This is a genomic window from Streptomyces sp. UW30 (assembly GCF_008042075.1).
In the GTDB taxonomy this organism is placed as follows: Bacteria; Actinomycetota; Actinomycetes; order Streptomycetales; family Streptomycetaceae; genus Streptomyces.
The window spans coordinates 698,969-716,596 of record NZ_RDBN01000053.1 but is presented as its reverse complement, the minus strand read 5'-3'; the positions used below and the strand labels follow the sequence as shown (position 1 = coordinate 716,596).

14 protein-coding genes and 1 tRNA gene are annotated in these 17,628 nt (G+C 72.3%); 12 read left to right on the top strand and 3 right to left on the bottom strand.

Annotated features, from left to right (window positions below; genetic code table 11):
- The first annotated feature begins 202 nt into the window (after window positions 1-202).
- The 5 genes from EAO75_RS37505 to EAO75_RS37485 all read left to right on the top strand — a co-directional run bounded on the left by EAO75_RS37505 (window position 203) and on the right by EAO75_RS37485 (window position 7,192).
- The gene (locus EAO75_RS37505) at window positions 203-1,096 is read left to right on the top strand and encodes an FAD binding domain-containing protein (protein WP_147999576.1); all 894 of its coding nucleotides are present in this window, start codon (window positions 203-205) and stop codon (window positions 1,094-1,096) included.
- Window positions 1,093-2,775: a 2Fe-2S iron-sulfur cluster-binding protein gene (locus tag EAO75_RS37500; RefSeq protein WP_147999575.1), complete on the top strand. Its 1,683-nt coding sequence runs from the start codon at window positions 1,093-1,095 to the stop codon at window positions 2,773-2,775. Before EAO75_RS37505 ends, EAO75_RS37500 begins: the two co-directional genes overlap by 4 nt.
- Entirely contained in the window at window positions 2,772-5,081 is a 2,310-nt protein-coding gene (locus tag EAO75_RS37495; protein WP_147999574.1) for a xanthine dehydrogenase family protein molybdopterin-binding subunit, read from the top strand. The genes EAO75_RS37500 and EAO75_RS37495 overlap by 4 nt, the downstream gene beginning before the upstream one ends.
- 426 nt (window positions 5,082-5,507) lie before the next feature.
- Window positions 5,508-6,704: an SUKH-4 family immunity protein gene (locus EAO75_RS37490; protein WP_147999573.1), complete on the top strand. Its 1,197-nt coding sequence runs from the start codon at window positions 5,508-5,510 to the stop codon at window positions 6,702-6,704.
- A gap of 32 nt (window positions 6,705-6,736) precedes the next feature.
- Window positions 6,737-7,192, top strand: coding sequence for a GNAT family N-acetyltransferase (locus EAO75_RS37485; RefSeq protein ID WP_147999572.1), 456 nt, complete (start codon window positions 6,737-6,739; stop codon window positions 7,190-7,192).
- 71 nt (window positions 7,193-7,263) lie between these two features.
- On the opposite strand, the gene EAO75_RS37480 is transcribed toward EAO75_RS37485, so the two are convergent.
- Window positions 7,264-8,511, bottom strand: a complete 1,248-nt coding sequence (locus EAO75_RS37480; RefSeq protein WP_147999571.1) for an LPXTG cell wall anchor domain-containing protein — start codon at window positions 8,509-8,511, stop codon at window positions 7,264-7,266.
- Between the two features lie 144 nt (window positions 8,512-8,655).
- Window positions 8,656-8,727: transfer RNA gene (locus EAO75_RS37475), tRNA-Cys, on the bottom strand.
- Between the two features lie 188 nt (window positions 8,728-8,915).
- On the opposite strand from EAO75_RS37475, the gene EAO75_RS37470 reads away from it, so the two are divergent.
- The 7 genes from EAO75_RS37470 (at window position 8,916) to EAO75_RS37440 (ending at window position 17,263) form a co-directional block, all read left to right on the top strand.
- A complete protein-coding gene (locus tag EAO75_RS37470) occupies window positions 8,916-10,526 on the top strand; it encodes an MFS transporter (protein ID WP_261989582.1) in 1,611 nt (536 codons plus the stop codon).
- Between the two features lie 139 nt (window positions 10,527-10,665).
- The gene (locus EAO75_RS37465) at window positions 10,666-12,474 is read left to right on the top strand and encodes a DEAD/DEAH box helicase (protein WP_147999570.1); all 1,809 of its coding nucleotides are present in this window, start codon (window positions 10,666-10,668) and stop codon (window positions 12,472-12,474) included.
- A gap of 398 nt (window positions 12,475-12,872) precedes the next feature.
- A complete protein-coding gene (locus tag EAO75_RS37460; protein WP_147999569.1) occupies window positions 12,873-13,514 on the top strand; it encodes an IclR family transcriptional regulator in 642 nt (213 codons plus the stop codon).
- Between the two features lie 90 nt (window positions 13,515-13,604).
- Entirely contained in the window at window positions 13,605-14,378 is a 774-nt protein-coding gene (locus tag EAO75_RS37455) for a chorismate synthase (protein WP_147999568.1), read from the top strand.
- A complete protein-coding gene (menC, locus tag EAO75_RS37450; protein WP_147999567.1) occupies window positions 14,375-15,484 on the top strand; it encodes an o-succinylbenzoate synthase in 1,110 nt (369 codons plus the stop codon). Before EAO75_RS37455 ends, menC begins: the two co-directional genes overlap by 4 nt.
- Window positions 15,485-15,550: 66 nt before the next feature.
- Window positions 15,551-16,342: a PDZ domain-containing protein gene (locus EAO75_RS37445; protein ID WP_147999566.1), complete on the top strand. Its 792-nt coding sequence runs from the start codon at window positions 15,551-15,553 to the stop codon at window positions 16,340-16,342.
- Window positions 16,343-16,387: 45 nt separating this feature from the next.
- Window positions 16,388-17,263: an IS5 family transposase gene (locus tag EAO75_RS37440; RefSeq protein WP_261989581.1), complete on the top strand. Its 876-nt coding sequence runs from the start codon at window positions 16,388-16,390 to the stop codon at window positions 17,261-17,263.
- A 13-nt stretch (window positions 17,264-17,276) separates the two neighbouring features.
- Here EAO75_RS37440 and EAO75_RS37435 read toward each other — a convergent pair whose 3' ends face one another.
- A complete protein-coding gene (locus tag EAO75_RS37435; protein WP_147999565.1) occupies window positions 17,277-17,627 on the bottom strand; it encodes a hypothetical protein in 351 nt (116 codons plus the stop codon).
- Window position 17,628 lies beyond the last annotated feature (1 nt).

The following is a 17,628-nucleotide window of genomic DNA, read 5'->3' as shown; positions in this document are numbered from 1 at the left end:
CGAAGAGTGTCAATCGGTACGCACGGGTGATGGCGTACGAAAACGGACCATCTCCCTGATCAGGTGGGCGAATGCCTCCTAGCGGACCCCTGTCTTCGTGCCCTGCGAAGATGTGCCAGAGTTGCCACGTCCGCCCTGTCAGCACGTACCGTACGGCAGCAACAGGTGGGACCAGGTGGGGCAGCGGGAAGGGGCAGCCGGTTTGACCACGCACGCACCGCAGGCGGCGCAGGCCGTCACGCTGCCCACGACGCTGGACGAGGCCGTGGCGGCACTCGCGACCATGCCCGCCGCCGTGCCCGTCGCGGGCGGCACCGACCTCATGGCCGCCGTCAACTCCGGGCAGCTCAGGCCCGCCGCACTGGTCGGTCTCGGCCGGATCAGCGAGATCCGCGGCTGGCAGTACCAGGACGGCCACGCGCTGCTCGGCGCGGGTCTCACGCATGCGCGCATGGGCCGCCCCGACTTCGCGGCCCTCATCCCGGCGCTGGCCGCCTCGGCGCGCGCCGCGGGCCCGCCGCAGATCCGTAACGCGGGCACCCTCGGCGGCAACATCGCCTCGGCGTCCCCGACCGGTGACGCGCTGCCGGTCCTCGCCGCCCTCGAAGCGACCCTGATCGTCGCGGGCCCCGGCGGAGCCCGCAGGGAGATCCCGGTCTCGCACCTGCTGGCGGGCATGGAGATGCTGCGCGCCGGTGAACTCATCGGCTTCGTGCGCGTGCCGCTGCTGCACGCCCCGCAGGTCTTCCTCAAGGCCACCGGCCGCACCGGCCCGGGACGCGCGATGGCGTCCGTCGCGGTCGTGCTCGACCCCGCCCGGCGCGGAGTCAGGTGCGCCGTCGGTGCCATAGCGCCGATGCCGCTGCGGCCCCTGGAGGCCGAGCAGTGGGTCGCCCAGCTGATCGACTGGGACAACAGCCGCGCGATCGTCCCCGAGGCCCTCAACGCCTTCGGGGAGTACGTCGCCGCGGCCTGCATCCCCGACCCGGCCCCGGCCGAGGACGGGTCCGTGACTCAGCATCCGCCCGCCGTACTGCACCTGCGGCGCACCGTCGCCGCGCTGGCCCGACGAGCACTGGGGAGGGCGCTGTCGTGACCGACGACCGGCACGGAGAGGGCACGCCCCAGGGCGCGGGCCGCTGGGACCCGCTGCCCCAGGGTGAGTACGACGACGGCGCCACCGCCTTCGTCAAGCTCCCCGAAGGGGGCATCGACGCCCTCCTGGCCTCATCCGACAGCCCGCTCGCCGCGCCCGGCCACGGGTACGTCCCGCCGCAGATAACGGTCACGCCGGGCGCGGGCACCGACCCCACGGCACCCGGCGGCTGGCCGGCCGCGGGCGCGCCCGCCGAGGGCACCCAGTGGCCCGACCCGAACGCCGCCGCGCAGGACGCGGGTGGTGACCGGTTCGCGTACAACCCCGCGGCCACCCAGCAGTGGAACTTCTCGGAGACCGCGGCGGGCCAGGACGCCGCCGCGCCCGGTCACGACGTCACCGGACAGTGGTCGATCCCCGTCGCCGACGGTGACCTTCCGGACGAATCCGGCGAGTTCACCACGTCGTCGCTCGTCGAGCAGTGGGGCGGCGGCACCCCGCCGACCACCCTGCCGGGCGGCGCGCCCGCACCGTGGGCGACCCAGCCGACCGGACAGCCCTGGGGGCAGCAGGCGGAGGCCGCGGCGGCAGCCGGCGAGGCGTTGGGTACCGCGCCCGCGCCCGGGCGGCCCGCGGGTGCCGGGCACGTTCCCGGACGCCCGGGACAGGCCGGACCCCACCCGGACGACCCGCACGCCGCACGCGCCGGCGAACGGCCCGCCGGAGCCCGGCCCGGGTTCGGCCGGGACGGGGACCCGTCCGCGGCGCGCGGCGCGCAAGCCCACGCGCGCGTGCAGCGGCCCGCGTTCGCCCCGGAGCACGCCGAGCCGCCCGCCGAGGACTCCGCCGAAAGCGCTTCAGGGGCCGCACAGGCCGCTCCCGGGACCCGTGAGCCCGCAAGGGACTCCGCGGACGCCCAAGGCGCCACAGAGGCCGCCCAGGGCCCCGCGGCACCCGCCGCCGAGAGCGGGCAGGCCGACTCCGGAGCCGAGGAGCCCGAGCGGGCCGGCGCCGACGACGACGCGCCGCCACCCTCCGGCGAGGAACACCCCCTGGCCTCCTACGTCCTGCGCGTCAACGGCGCCGACCGGCCCGTCTCGGACGCCTGGATCGGCGAGTCGCTGCTCTACGTGCTGCGCGAGCGGCTCGGCCTCGCGGGCGCCAAGGACGGCTGCTCGCAGGGCGAGTGCGGGGCCTGCAACGTCCAGGTCGACGGACGGCTCGTCGCGTCCTGCCTGGTGCCGGCCGTGACCGCCGCCGGCGCCGAGGTCCGTACGGTCGAGGGCCTCGCCGAGGACGGGCAGCCCTCGGATGTGCAGCGCGCGCTCGCGCGATGCGGCGCGGTGCAGTGCGGCTTCTGCGTGCCGGGCATGGCGATGACCGTGCACGACCTGCTGGAGGGCAACCCGGCGCCGACCGAGCTGGAGACCCGCCAGGCCTTGTGCGGCAACCTGTGCCGCTGCTCCGGCTACCGGGGCGTGGTGGAGGCCGTCAAGGAGGTCGTCGCCGAGCGCGAGGCGTACACCGGCGCCGACGACGGCGAACAGGACGGGGACGAGCCGCGTATCCCTCACCAGGCAGGCCCGGGAGCCGGCGGGGTCCACCGCTCGGCGTTCGAGGCCCCCGGTGCCATGGGACCGCATGACCAGGCGTACGGCCAGGACGGAGGCCAGGCGTGAGCAACGAAGCCGCCACCGCGACCACAGCCGCGGAGGCAGCACCCGCCCCCGAGCCGATCCCGCACGGCCTCGGCGCGTCCCTGCCGGCCGCCGACGCTCGCGCAAAGACCGAGGGCACGTTCCCGTACGCGGCCGATCTGTGGGCCGAGGGCCTGCTGTGGGCGGCCGTACTGCGCTCGCCGCACCCGCACGCGCGCATCAAGTCCATCGACACCACCCACGCGCGGGAGATGCCCGGCGTACGGGCCGTCGTCACGCACGAGGACGTGCCGGGCAGCCCGCTGGTCGGCCGCGGCAAGGCCGACCGTCCGGTCTTCGCCTCCGAGGTCGTGCGCCACCACGGCGAACCCATCGCCGCCGTCGCCGCCGACCACCCGGACACCGCACGCCTGGCCGCCGCGGCCGTCATCGTCGAGTACGAGACGCTCGACCCGGTGACCGACCCCGAGCAGGCCTTCGAGGCCGAGCCGCTGCACCCCGACGGCAACCTGATCCGGCACATCCCGCTGCGCCACGGCGACCCGGACGCGGCCGGCGACATCGTCGTCGAGGGCCTGTACCGCATCGGCCGCCAAGACCCGGCCCCCATCGGAGCCGAGGCGGGCCTCGCCGTGCCGCGCCCCGACGGCGGCGTGGAGCTCTACCTGGCCTCGACCGACCCGCACACCGACCGCGACCGGGCGGCCGCCTGCTACGGCCTGGAGCCCGAGCGCGTCAAGGTCGTCGTCACCGGCGTCCCCGGCGCCACCGCCGACCGCGAGGACCAGGGCTTCCAACTCCCGCTCGGCCTGCTCGCGCTGAAGACCGGCTGCCCGGTGAAGCTGACGGCCACGCGCGAGGAGTCCTTCCTGGGCCACACGCACCGGCATCCCACCCTGCTGCGCTACCGCCACCACGCGGACGCCGAGGGCAGGCTGGTCAAGGTCGAGGCGCAGATCCTGCTGGACGCGGGCGCCTACGCCGACACGTCCGCCGAGGCTCTCGCCGCCGCGGTCGGCTTCGCCTGCGGCCCGTACGTCGTCCCGAACGCCTTCATCGAGGGCTGGGCCGTACGCACCAACAACCCGCCCTCCGGCCATGTGCGCGGCGAGGGCGCCATGCAGGTGTGCGCCGCCTACGAGGCGCAGATGGACAAGCTCGCCAAGAAGCTCGGCGTGGACCCGGCGGAGCTGCGCCTGCGCAACGCGCTGGCCACGGGTGACGTCCTCCCGACCGGCCAGACGGTGACCTGCCCGGCCCCGGTGGCGGAGCTGTTGCAGGCCGTCCGCGACTACCCCCTCCCGGCCCTGCCCAAGGACACCCCCGAGGACGAGTGGCTGCTGCCCGGCGGCCCCGAGGGCGCCGGCGAACCGGGCGCCGTGCGGCGTGGCGTGGGCTACGGCCTGGGCATGGTGCACATGCTCGGCGCCGAGGGGGCGGACGAGGTCTCCACGGCGACCGTGAAGGTCCACGACGGTATCGCGACCGTGCTGTGCGCGGCCGTCGAGACCGGCCAGGGCTTCACCACGCTCGCCCGGCAGATCGTCCAGGACACCCTGGGCATCGACGAGGTGCACGTGGCGCCCGTCGACACCGACCAGCCCCCGGCGGGCGCGGGCTGCCGCGGCCGCCACACCTGGGTGTCCGGCGGTGCGGTGGAGCGGGCCGCCAAGATGGTCCGTACGCAGCTGCTCCAGCCCCTGGCGCACAAGTTCGGCATGTCCACCGAGCTGCTCCAGATCACCGACGGCAAGATCACGTCGTACGACGGCGTCCTGTCGACCACCGTCACCGAGGCGTTGGACGGCAAGGAGCTGTGGGCGACGGCCCAGTGCCGCCCGCACCCGACCGAGCCGCTGAACGACGCCGGCCAGGGCGACGCCTTCGTGGGCATGTCCTTCTGCGCGATCCGCGCGGTCGTCGACGTCGACATCGAGCTGGGCTCGGTGCGCGTGGTCGAGCTGGCCCTCGCCCAGGACGTCGGCCGGGTGCTGAACCCGGCGCAGCTGGAGGCACGGATCGAGGCGGGTGTGACGCAGGGCGTGGGCATAGCGCTCACGGAGAACCTGCGCTCGGCACGCGGCCTGATCCGCCACCCGGACCTGACGGGCTACTCCCTGCCGACGGCCCTGGACGCCCCCGACATCCGGATCGTGAAGCTGGTCGAGGAGCGGGACGTCGTCGCGCCCTTCGGCGCGAAGGCGGTGAGCGCGGTGCCGGTGGTGACGTCACCGGCGGCCATCGCGTCGGCCGTGCGCGCGGCGACCGGCCGTCCCGTGAACCGGCTGCCGATCCGGCCGCAGGCCGCGGTGGTGACCGGCCACTGATCGCACTGCCTCGCGTGCCGGTGCGGTGACGCGTGTGTCAGCGCGCGGCGGCAGAGGCGGCCTTTTCGATCAGGCCGGTGACGGCTCGTGGGCGCGAGACGCAGACGGCGTGCGAGGCGTTGATCCCGGCGGTGCGGGAGCGTGCCTTGTCGGCCATGAAGCGCTGTGCGGCCGGCCGGCAACGTCGGCCTTCCGGGACCGACCTGACGCAGGGTCGGTCGAGGTGATTCTCGCCGGGAGGGAACGTTCGAGGGTGGGCTGAGCGTCTAGTGATGTGAAGCGCTATCAGTGGGCGTGCTGGTCCGGGGGCGTTGTCAGTGGTGGCGCGTAGTGTTCTGGGCAGTGGGGACGGCAGCCGCGTCCGGCGGGCCGGCCGGTCGGCCGTGTCGTGCCCGGGGGCGATGTGAAAGCGCATGCGGGGGAGCCATGAGCACGACGACCACGACTCACGCCGGTGATACGGCGATCGTCCTGACCGAGTCCGAGCTGGATCCGTTCGTCACGCACGCGTCGACGCGAAGCTGGCTGACGGGCCCCGGACTGCCCGGCGACAGCGGTGTGCTGACCTTCGCCGAGCTCGGCCGCGACGGCCTGCGGACGGTGGCGGACTCGACCGGTGACCCGCAGGACCGGCTGGCGGTGGAGCTCAGGGACCAGCTGGTGATAGGCGGACTGCTGGGGCCCGGCGGCCTGGAGACGGAGTCGGTCCTGCTGGACGGAGCGACGGGCGAGATCTCGACGACGCATTTCCTGCACGACCGCCCCGACCTGATGGACCGCCGCCCCCTGGCGCCGTCCCTGCGGACGCTGGTGCGCTTCGCGGGGGCGACGGACGAACTGGCGGGCCTGCGCGGCCAGTTCGCCTCCTACGTCGGACGGTACGGCCCGAAGGCGGTCGCGGAGGCGTCGCGGCATCTGCTGGCCGTGTTCGAGGAGGGCACGGAGGGCGAACCGGCGCCGTTCTGGAGAATGGCGGCGCTCATCCGGCCGTTGGCGCTCGTCGCGGGCCGGGCCGGGGAGTCGGGGCTCGCCCTGGACCTGCCGTCGCGCCTGCTGGACCAGGAGTTCGGCCGGCGCCAGGTGGTGCGCTTCGAGGACGTCGACTTCCCCGGCACCCTCACGCACGAGCCGACCCGCCGCTTCCTGCGCGAGGTGGGCCTGCCCGAGGACGGCTTCCTGTTCTCCCTCGACCCGGACGTCTCGCTGCCGACGCTGGCCGAGTACTACGCCGAAGTCGACCCCTCGGCCGAACTCCCCGCCCGGGCCGCCCACTTGATACGCCTGGGTCATCTCGTCGAGGACAACAGCCTGGTCGTCGACGGCGAGACGGGCGCGGTGCTGAACTGGAGCGAGTCCGAGGCGCGGCTGTTCCCGCTGAACACGGACGTCTCGACGCTCACCTTCACCCTCTGGCTGCTGCACCGCGAGCAGACGATCGACCAGGAGTCGGGCCACGCGCTGACCAGCGACGCCTACGACCAGCTGGCCATGACCATGCTCCAGGTGCTGTCGACGGTCGACCCGACCGGCACCAGGGCGGGCAGGGGCGGCCGGCACTACTGGACCGAGGCGTTCCAGGACGAGGCGAGCGGGGTGCTCGAAGCGGTGGGCGCGGGGCGGTGAGCCCGACGGACGGCGCCCCTGCGGAGCACCGCATGGACCCCGTCACCGTCCGCCCCGCCGAGCTGCGGTGGCGGTGGATCCTCGAAGGCGACGACGCCGCACCGGCGGCCATGGACCGCGAGGCCTTCGTACGTCACTTCGTCGCCTGGGCCGGGCAGCACGCCTCCTCGCACCGCTGCATGGTCCTGGTCCGGGGCGCGGAGGTCATCGGCATGGCCTGGCCGGCGGTCGTGCACCGCGTACCGACGCCGCATGCGCCGGACCGGTCGTCCGGTGACCTTCAGTGCGTGTACGTCGTCCCGGAGGCGCGTGACGCGGGGCTGGGCGGCCTGCTGATCACGGAGACTCTGGCCAGGGCGGAGGAGCTCGGGCTGGAGCGGGTCACCGTCCACTCCTCGAACCGGGCGGTGCCGGCGTACGCCCGGCTCGGGTTCGAGAGCTCGCCGCTGCTGCAGGCGCATGTGGCGCGGACGACGCCGTACCCCTGAGACCGGACCGGCCGGGCGCTTCCCGCTGCGTCGGCCCCAGGGGTAGGGGCGTCAGTTCGGACCTGGCGGTCTCAGGAGGACTTGGCGGTTGCGCGGCGGCGGCGTACGGCCAGGATCAGGCCGCCGCCGAGGGCTGCCGCGGCGGCTGCGGCGCCGGCGATGAGCGGGGTGCCGTCGGAGCCGGTGCTCGCCAGGTTGCCGTCGACGGAGCCCGTGGTGGAGCCGCCCGTCGAGGAGCCGGCCGAGGCGGAGCCGGTGCCGCCCGTGGTCGTGGAGCCCGTGCTGCCGGTGCCGCCGGTGGACTGGCCCTCGGGGTCGTTGCCGTCGCCGCCCGTGGTGGAGCCGCCGTCCGTCGAGCCGCCGGAAGTGGCGGGGCCGGGCTCGTTGTCGGTGGGGATGGAGATCCGGATCTGGGCCTTGTCGTTGGCGGGGTTCTTGTCGAACTCCGGGTGGATGTCGTAGACGGAGGTCGCCTTCACCTCGCCCGTGGTGGTCTTCGCGTCCTCGTCGATCTTCAGCATGAAGGTGAAGGAGAGGGACTCGCCGACGTCGATGGTGTGGTCGGCGGGCCAGCAGACGTACGTGGACTTGCCCGGCGTACCGCCGGGGCCGGACGGTCCGTCGATGCCGAACGGCGCGCACTCCTTGGGTACTTCGGCGGCCACCGTGTCCTTCGGGATCTTTACCATGAGCGCCGTCTGGTCGTCGCTCTCCTGGTTCTGGATCCAGCCGGGGCCGTCGTTGCGGAGCTTCACCGTGATGGACTGCTCGCCGCCCGCGAGGGCCTCCGTGTCCTCGCCGACGGCGACGAGGTCGGCGGAGCTGTCCGCCGTGAGGGTCAGCCGCCGGTAGCTGTCGCCGAATCCCTCACCCGGGGTCTCGCCGGTGGCCGAGGTGCCGTACTCGACGGCCTCCATCAGCGCGTTGGGCAGCGCCTTGAACCGCACCGGCGTCTCGACGGAGGCGCCGGGTGCGACGACGGTGTCGAGCTCGCACAGCGCCTGCCTGACCTGGTTCTCGACGGTCGAGTAGGTGCAGCCCTGCACGTCCTCGGGGAAGTCGAGGCCCCGGGTCAGCCGGATCCGGAAGGAGACGCCGTCGGCGGCCGCCGTGCCGTTGTTGGTGATGACGACCTTCTCGTCGTACACCTCGCCGGGCTTCGGAGACGTACTCGGCAGATTCGAGATCACCAGGGAGGGTGCGCCCTCCTCGGCAAACGCCGGAGAGGCGGCGACCGCGGGAACGGCCGCGGCGATCGCGGCGGCGGCCACGAAGGCCGCCGACGTGCGGAGGTGCGAGGGGCGGATGCGCTGGCGCACGGATGGGTCTCCTCGTCGAAACAGGAAGCACAGCGACCGGAGCTTTGCCGTCCAGTCATGTTCTGGACACCTGGAAGGTGTCGAGGGTTGTGCTCCCGTTTGAGGAGAGACAGGGGAGGGCGTGGGGACGAGGAGGAAAGACAGAGGCCGTGGCGGGAATCGAACCCGCGTAATTCGCTTTGCAGGCGAATCCCTGAACCACTCGGGCACACGGCCTTGATCGGTGGTTCGACCGTACGGGCGGGGCCGAGCGTGGCTCAAGGGAATCGCGCGCCCTGCAATGCGACTGCCATACGCCGTTCATGAAGTCCGTGCACGAAGCCCCGGTCGTACGACCAAGGTCCCATCGTGGGGCCGTCTCTCGACAGGGGTCAAAGTTGGTTGTGGCCCTTACGCTGGCGACCATGACTGTCCTCGAGCCGCGTGACGCCGACGTTGCGAAAAGATCCGATGTGCCCTCGGTCCCCGAGTCCGAGGAGACTGTGCTGAGCAGGTCGTATCGGGCGCTCAGTATCGGGATCGTCTCCGTCGTGCTGCTCATCGCCTTCGAGGCGACCGCCGTGGGGACGGCGATGCCGGTTGCCGCGCGGGAGCTGGACGGAGTGTCGCTGTACGCCTTCGCGTTCTCCGGTTACTTCACCACCAGCCTGTTCGGGATGGTGCTCGCCGGGCAGTGGTCGGACCGGCGGGGGCCGCTCGGCGCGCTCACGGCCGGCATCGCCTCCTTCGGGGCCGGGCTGCTGCTGGCCGGGACCGCCGGGGTGATGTGGCTGTTCATTCTCGGGCGGGCCGTGCAGGGGCTCGGCGGCGGCCTGGTGATCGTCGCCCTGTACGTGGTCGTCGGGCGGGCCTACCCCGAGCGGCTGCGGCCGGCGATCATGGCGGCGTTCGCGGCGGGCTGGGTCGTGCCGTCGATCGTGGGGCCGCTGGCCTCCGGGGCGGTGACCGAGCATCTGGGCTGGCGGTGGGTGTTCGTCGGGATTCCGGTGCTCGTCGTGTTCCCGCTCGCGCTCGCGCTGCCGCAGATACGGCGGCGGGCGGGGGGACCGGTCGACGACTCCGGCCGCGTCGCTTCGTTCGACCGGCGTCGCATTCGGCTCGCGCTCGGTATCTCGCTCGGGGCGGCGTTGTTGCAGTACGCCGCGCAGGACCTGCGGTGGCTCTCTCTGGTTCCCGGTGTCGTCGGCGCCGCGCTCCTTGTGCCGGCCGTGCTGGGGCTGCTTCCGCGTGGGACGTATCGGGCGGCGCGTGGGTTGCCGTCCGTGGTGTTGTTGCGTGGGGTTGCCGCGGGGTCGTTCATCGCGGCCGAGTCGTTCGTGCCGTTGATGCTGGTCACCCAGCGGGGGCTGTCGCCGACGCTCGCCGGGTTCTCGCTCGCGGCGGGTGGGGTGACCTGGGCGTTGGGGTCGTGGCTGCAGTCGCGGCCGCGGGTGGAGCCGTATCGGGAACGGCTGATGACGCTGGGGATGGTGCTGGTGGCGGTATCCATCGCCGCCGCGCCGGGTGTGCTGGTCGGCTCCGTGCCGGTCTGGAGCCTTGCCGTGGTGTGGGGGTTCGGGTGCTTCGGGATGGGGTTGGTGATCTCGTCCACCAGCGTGCTGCTGCTCCATCTCTCCGCTCCGGAGGAGGCCGGGACCAACTCCGCCGCCCTTCAGATCTCCGACGCGTTGTCGAACGTGATCCTGTTGGCGGTGGGTGGTGCGGCGTTCGCTGCGCTGGGTGGGGGGTCGGTGAGTCATACGGCGATGGAGGCGTCCGGTTCGCATCCGGTGGCGTTCGCGGCGGTCTTCCTGCCGATGGCGGGGGTGGCGTTGGTGGGGGCCTGGGTGACGAGAGCAGGGGGGACCCCCAGGGGGGCTGCCGCCCCCGGACCCCCGCTTCGGCCCTTAAAGGGCCTCGTCCTCAAGCGCCGGACAGGCTGGCAGATGTCGGCCGGCGTCGAGAGGGGCGGGTGGGCTTGTCCTCAACGGCCGGACGGGCTGAAAGGACGCTGGTCATCGACGTGGCCTGTGTGACGTCAGTCGCACCCGCGTGTGACCCGGCCTGGTCCGCACATCGGCACTGCCGGGGCGCCGGTAGGGTGGCCCGGTTGTCATACGTAGCCGAGTCGCCAACACCTGTTAGCCGAGCCGCCCGACCCCTCTTCCGGAGACCGTGACTACCACCGCCGCCAGCTCCAGTTCTGCCTCCCACTCCCACCACCTGTCACCCGCCTTTCCCGGCCGTGCCCCCTGGGGTACCGCCAGCAAGCTGCGTGCCTGGCAGCAGGGCGCGATGGAGAAGTACATCCAGGAGCAGCCGCGTGACTTCCTCGCGGTCGCCACTCCCGGCGCCGGTAAGACGACCTTCGCTCTGACCCTCGCCTCCTGGCTGCTGCACCACCATGTCGTGCAGCAGGTCACCGTGGTCGCGCCGACCGAGCATCTGAAGAAGCAGTGGGCGGAGGCGGCCGCGCGCATAGGCATCAAGCTCGACCCCGAGTACAGCGCCGGCCCGCTCGGCAAGGACTACCAGGGCGTCGCCGTGACCTACGCCGGTGTCGGCGTACGGCCCATGCTGCACCGGAACCGTGTCGAGCAGCGCAAGACGCTCGTCATCCTCGACGAGATCCACCACGCCGGTGACTCCAAGTCCTGGGGCGAGGCCTGCCTGGAGGCCTTCGAGCCCGCCACGCGCCGGCTCGCGCTCACCGGTACGCCGTTCCGGTCCGACACCAACCCCATCCCCTTCGTGACGTACGAGGAGGGGAACGACGGGATCCGGCGGTCGGCCGCCGACTACACGTACGGCTACGGCAACGCCCTTGCCGACCATGTGGTGAGGCCGGTCATCTTCCTCTCCTACAGCGGCAACATGCGCTGGCGCACCAAGGCGGGCGACGAGATCGCCGCGCGGCTCGGCGAACCCATGACCAAGGACGCCATCAGCCAGGCCTGGCGTACGGCGTTGGATCCGCGCGGCGAGTGGATGCCGAGTGTGCTGCGCGCCGCCGACCAGCGGCTGACCGAGGTCAGGAAGGGCATCCCGGACGCCGGTGCGCTCGTCATCGCCTCCGACCAGGACTCCGCCCGCGCCTACGCCAAGCTCATCCGTGAGATCACGGGCAACAAGGCGACGCTCGTACTGTCCGACGACGCCGGGGCGTCCAACAGGATCGACGACTTCAGCGGCAGCAACGACCGGTGGATGGTCGCCGTGCGGATGGTGTCCGAGGGCGTCGACGTGCCGCGCCTCGCCGTCGGCGTGTACGCCACCACCATCTCGACCCCGCTCTTCTTCGCCCAGGCCGTCGGCCGTTTCGTGCGGTCCCGGCGGCGCGGCGAGACCGCCTCCGTCTTCCTGCCGACCGTCCCGGACCTGCTCACCTTCGCCAACGAGATGGAGGTCGAGCGCGACCACGCCCTCGACAAGCCGAAGAAGGAGGGCGAGGAGGACCCGTACGCCGAATCCGAGAAGGAGATGGAGGAGGCGAACAAGGAGCAGGACGAGGACACCGGCGAGCAGGAGCAGTTCTCCTTCGAGGCGCTGGAGTCCGAGGCCGTCTTCGACCGGGTCCTCTACGACGGCGCCGAGTTCGGCATGCAGGCCCACCCGGGAAGCGAGGAGGAGCAGGACTACCTCGGGATTCCGGGGCTGCTCGAACCCGATCAGGTGCAGATGCTTCTGCAGAAGCGCCAGGCCCGGCAGATAGCGCACAGCCGTAAGAAGCCGGACAGCGAGGCCGACCTGCTGGAGCTGCCGGCCGAGCGGCGGCCCGTCGTCTCGCACAAGGAGATGATGGAGTTGCGCAAGCAGCTCAACACGATGGTGAGTGCCTACGTCCATCAGAGCGGCAAGCCCCACGGCGTCATCCACACCGAGCTGCGGCGGGTGTGCGGCGGGCCGCCGAGCGCCGAGGCCACGGCGGGGCAGCTGCGGCAGCGGATCGCCAAGGTGCAGGAGTGGGCCACCCGTATGCGGTGACGCCGGGCGCGGGGTGCTGGGCGCCGTGCCTTCGCCGGTGGTCCTGTCGGGGTGCCTGTTGTGCTGTGGCCGCAGTCGGTAGTGGCCGGGCGCGCGAATCCGCACGCCCCTGAAGGGGCGCCGCGCGCGCCCTATATCGGGACGAACGGGCGTGGTCCGTACCGGCCACTGCCCGGATTCTGGACGGAGCCTTCCGCTCAGCGAACTGCCTTCGCTAATGTCCCGCTACGCACACGCCCCGTGGCAGCGCCGCCGCGGAGCGCAGCCGTGAAGCGACGCGGTCCGGAATGCCGGACCGCAGGCCGATCGGCGGCCTCTGAAGCGCGTCACTGACGGGACTCGGTGACGCATTCGCCGCGAGGGGGCCCGCCGACCTCACCACTTAAGGAGTGGGCGTCGTGACCGCGGAGACCTCTCAGACGCTCGACCGGGGACTGCGTGTCCTCAAACTGCTGGCCGATACGGACCACGGGCTGACCGTCACCGAGCTATCCAACAAACTGGGCGTGAACCGGACCGTCGTGTACCGGCTGCTCGCCACGCTGGAACAACACGCCCTCGTACGCCGTGACCTGGGCGGCCGCGCCCGGGTCGGGCTCGGGGTGCTGCGCCTGGGCCGCCAGGTGCACCCCCTCGTACGCGAGGCCGCGCTGCCGGCGCTGCGCTCGCTCGCCGAGGACATCGGGGCGACGGCCCATCTGACGCTGGTGGACGGCACGGAGGCGCTCGCCGTCGCCGTGGTCGAGCCGACGTGGACCGACTACCACGTGGCCTACCGGGCCGGTTTCCGGCATCCGCTGGACCGCGGTGCCGCGGGCCGGGCGATACTCTCCGCCCGGCTCCAGCCCATGGAGGAGCCGGGTTACACCCTCACCCACGGCGAGCTGGAGGCGGGAGCGAGCGGGGCGGCCGCGCCGCTGCTCGGGGTGACCGGCGTCGAGGGCAGCGTGGGTGTGGTGATGCTGGCCGACTCGGTGCCGGAGCGGGTGGGACCGCGCGTCGTGGACGCGGCGAAGGAGGTCGCCGAAGCGTTGCGCTGACGGGTGCGGGGCGGCGCGGCGGTGGCCGGTCGGTGCCGACGGTGCGTATGCGCTCTAGGCAGGGCTCGTGCCACCTCCGACACTCGACCCATGACCTCACTCAGCATCCGCACGGTCCATGACGTCGCCGGGTTCGCCGCGGTCGCCGACTACTTCAGCGACGTATGGCAGACGCCCCGTACCGCGCCGCCCTTACTGCCCGAGACGCTGCACAGCATCGCCCACGCGGGCGGGGCCGTGCACGCCGCGTACGACGGGGAACGGCTCGCCGGTGCCTGCGTGGCCGTGTTCGGGCCGCCGGTGTCGAGAGAGGCGTACTCCGTGCTGGCCGCGGCCGAGCGGGGGCTCGGGGTGCGGATCAAGGAGGCGCAGCGGGAGTGGGCGGTGGAGCTCGGCGCGCGCACCATGCGCTGGACGTTCGATCCGCTGGTCGGGCGCAACGCCCGCTTCAACTTCGTCAAGCTCGGCGCGGAGGGCACCGAGTACCTCGTCGACTTCTACGGCCCCATGGCGGACGGCGTGAACGACGGCGACGAGACCGACCGGCTGGCGGTGACCTGGGACCTGATCGAGCCGGGGCGCCAGCAGGGCGCCCCCGGACCCGGTGAGCGCGAGGCCGCGCCCACCACCCACGCGGCCCCCGACGGCGGCCCCCTCGCCCGCCGCGATCTGTCCGACCGGTACGTCTGGTGCCGGGTGCCCGACGACATCGTGGCGCTGCGGGCCGCCGACCCCCAGCTGGCGCTGCGCTGGCGGCGGGCCGTACGGGACGTCTTCACGAAGGCCTTCGCGGACGGTTTCCGCGCAACGGGTATGTCTCGGGACGGCTGGTACACCCTCACCCGCCGGGAGGCCGCTTCGTGAAACTCGAACGCGTCGAGATCGTCCATGTCGCGATTCCGCTGGTCAGCCCCTTCCGTACGTCCTTCGGCACGATGACGACGAAGGACACCTTCCTGCTGCACGTCGTCACCGACACCGGCGAGGGCTGGTCGGAGTTCGCGGCCGACCCGGAGCCGCTGTACTGCTCGGAGTTCGTGGCCGGCGCGGAGATCGTGCTGCGCGACTTCCTGCTGCCGCGCGCCGCCGCGCTCCCCGTGCTCGATACGGCCCACCTCGCGCCCGCGACGGCGAAGATCAAGGGGCACGAGCTGGCGAAGGCGGCGCTGGAGACGGCGGTGCTCGACGCGGAGCTGCGGTCGTACGGGATGCCGCTGGCCACGTATCTCGGGGCGGTGCGGGAGCGGGTGCCGGCCGGGGTGTCGGTCGGGATCAGGGAGAGCGTCGGCGAGCTGCTGGAGGACGTCGAGGGCTATCTCGCCGAGGGTTACGTCCGGATCAAGCTGAAGATCGAGCCGGGGTGGGACCTGGAGCCGGTACGGGCGGTGCGTGACCGTTTCGGGGCTGGGCTGCCGCTCCAGGTCGACGCCAACACGGCGTACACGCTCGCGGACGCCGAGCACCTGCGGCGGCTGGACGAGTACGGGCTGCTGCTGATCGAGGAGCCGCTGGACGAGAACAACCTCCACGCCCACGCCCGCCTCCAGCAGCGCATCGCGACGCCTGTCTGCCTGGACGAGTCCCTGCACAACGCCCGCGACACCGCGTCCGCCATCGCGATGGACGCCTGCCGGGTCGTGAACATCAAGCCCGCGCGGGTCGGGGGATACCTGGAGGCGCGGCGGGTGCACGACGTGGCGCACGCGCACGGGGTGCCGGTGTGGTGCGGCGGCATGCTGGAGACGGGAATCGGCCGCGCGCCGAACCTGGCACTGGCGGCGCTGCCCGGGTTCACGCTGCCCGGGGACACCTCCGCCTCCAGCCGCTACTTCGCCGAGGACATCACGGAGCCGTTCGTGCTGGTGGACGGCCATCTGCCGGTGCCGCGAACGCCGGGCATCGGGGTGCGGCCGCTGCCGGAGGCGCTGCGCCGCTTCACACGGGAGCGGCGAGACCTGTACGTGACCTGAGTGGGGGAACCTGGGCAGCTCCGACCTGCGCCGGGCCGGAAGTCGCCGCCACGTTAGATTGATCCCGTGTTCTCTCGTCTCACGCGCCCCCGGGCCGTCGCCCTCTGCGCCCTGCCGGTCGTGGTCCTGCTCGCCACGGCGGCCTTCGCGCCGCTGCCGTTCTCGCTGACGCAGCCCGGTCTGACGGCGGACGTGCTGGGGGAGAACAGGGGGGAACCGGTGATCACGATCTCCGGTGCGCCGACCCGGGACACGAGCGGCGAGCTGCGCATGACGACGATCGAGGCGACCTCGCCCGACACGGACGTCTCGCTCGGCGACGTGATCGGCGCGTGGTTCCGCACGGACGAGGCGATCATGCCGCGCGACTCGGTCTATCCGAGCGGGCGCAGCACGCAGGAGATCGAGCAGTACAACACCGAGCAGATGAAGGAGTCCCAGGACGCCGCGACCCAGGCCGCGCTGAACTACCTCGACCTGAACGACAAGGACATCAAGGTCACCCTGAAACTCGCGGACGTGGGCGGCCCCAGCGCCGGCCTCCTCTTCTCCCTCGGCATCATCGACAAGCTGGGCGGCGACGGCAGCGACGGCGACCTCACCGGCGGCCGCACCATCGCCGGCACCGGCACGATCGACCCGGCCGGCAAGGTCGGCGCGGTGGGCGGCGTCTCCCTGAAGACCCAGGCGGCCAAACGCGACGGCGCGACGATCTTCCTGGTCCCGAAGGAGGAGTGCGGCGACGCGAAGGCGGAACTGCCGAAGGGCCTGCGCCTGGTACCGGTGACCACGCTCAGGGGCGCGGTGAACGCGTTGGAGGCACTGGAGTCGGGGAAGGGTTCCGTGCCGAGCTGCTAGGCCGTGTATCGAAAGTGGATCTTGGGCTGTGAATGATCACAGTTCATGGGTCGGGGTGATCTCACGGACGAGCAGTGGGCGGTGTTGGAGCCGTTGCTACCGAAGGGGATGAGGGCGGGGCGGCCGCCCGTCTGGTCCCGGCGGCAGTTGATCGACGGCATACGCTTCCGAGTTCGGACCGGGGTTCCGTGGAGGGACGTCCCCGTCGAGTACGGACCGTGGGGCCGGGTCTACGACCTCTTCCGCAGGTGGCAGCGGAACGGTACCTGGCAGCAGATCCTTACCCGGCTCCAGTCCCTGGCCGACGCGCAGGGTGCGATCACCTGGGACCTGAGCGTCGACTCCACGGTCTGCCGCGCCCACCAGCACGCGGCCGGAGCCCGAAGGCAGGGCGGCCTGCAGAAGGAACCACCGGGCGGTGTCTTCGCCGAGCCCGGAGACCACGGACTGGGACGCTCACGCGGCGGGTTCACCACCAAGCTGCACCTCGCCGTCGAACAGGGCCAAAAGCCCATGTCGATCGTGATCACGGCCGGGCAACACGGGGAGTCGCCGCAGTTCGAACCCGTACTGGAGAAAGTCCGCGTGCCTCGCATAGGCCGGGCCGGCCACGTGTCCGTCCCCGTCGGGTCCGCGCCGACAAGGCGTACGCCTCCCGCAGAAACCGCGCTTACCTGCGGCGCCGCGGAATCCGCTGCACCATCCCCGACAAGGCCGACCAGGCACGCAACCGCCAGAAGCTCGGCTCCCGCGGCGGCCGACCACCACGTTTCGGACCCGGCCGACTACCGCAAGCGCCACGCGGTCGAGTGCGGGATCAACCGCCTCAAGAGGCACCGCGCCGTCGCCACGCGCTACGACAAGCCGGCGGTCCGCTACGAGGCGACCGTCCTGATCGCTGCTATCAACGAGTGGCTGTGATCGGCACCCGTCGCTAGAGCTCATAGTCCTGGGCCAGCTCTTCCCAGCGAATGCTGCGCAGCACAAGGTCGGCGTCCATGCCCGACGGGACATCCAAGCCGGTCTGGAACCAGACCACGGTGAGAGCGGAACGGTGCAGGACCGGGTCGAGTTCAGGGGCGACCGCTGTCGAGCGAAAGGCGCCGATGCAGGCCACGGAAGGAAGCACCTCAACGGGGCCGAAGGCGCCGGCAGCCTGGTCCGGGTACTCGCGGGAGGGGGGAACCGCATGGACCGGCGTGGAGGGGAACGCACGTTCAGCCTGCCGCTGGAGACTCCTGACCTTCATGTCATTGACGGGCTTGCACGGGTAGCCCTCCAGCATC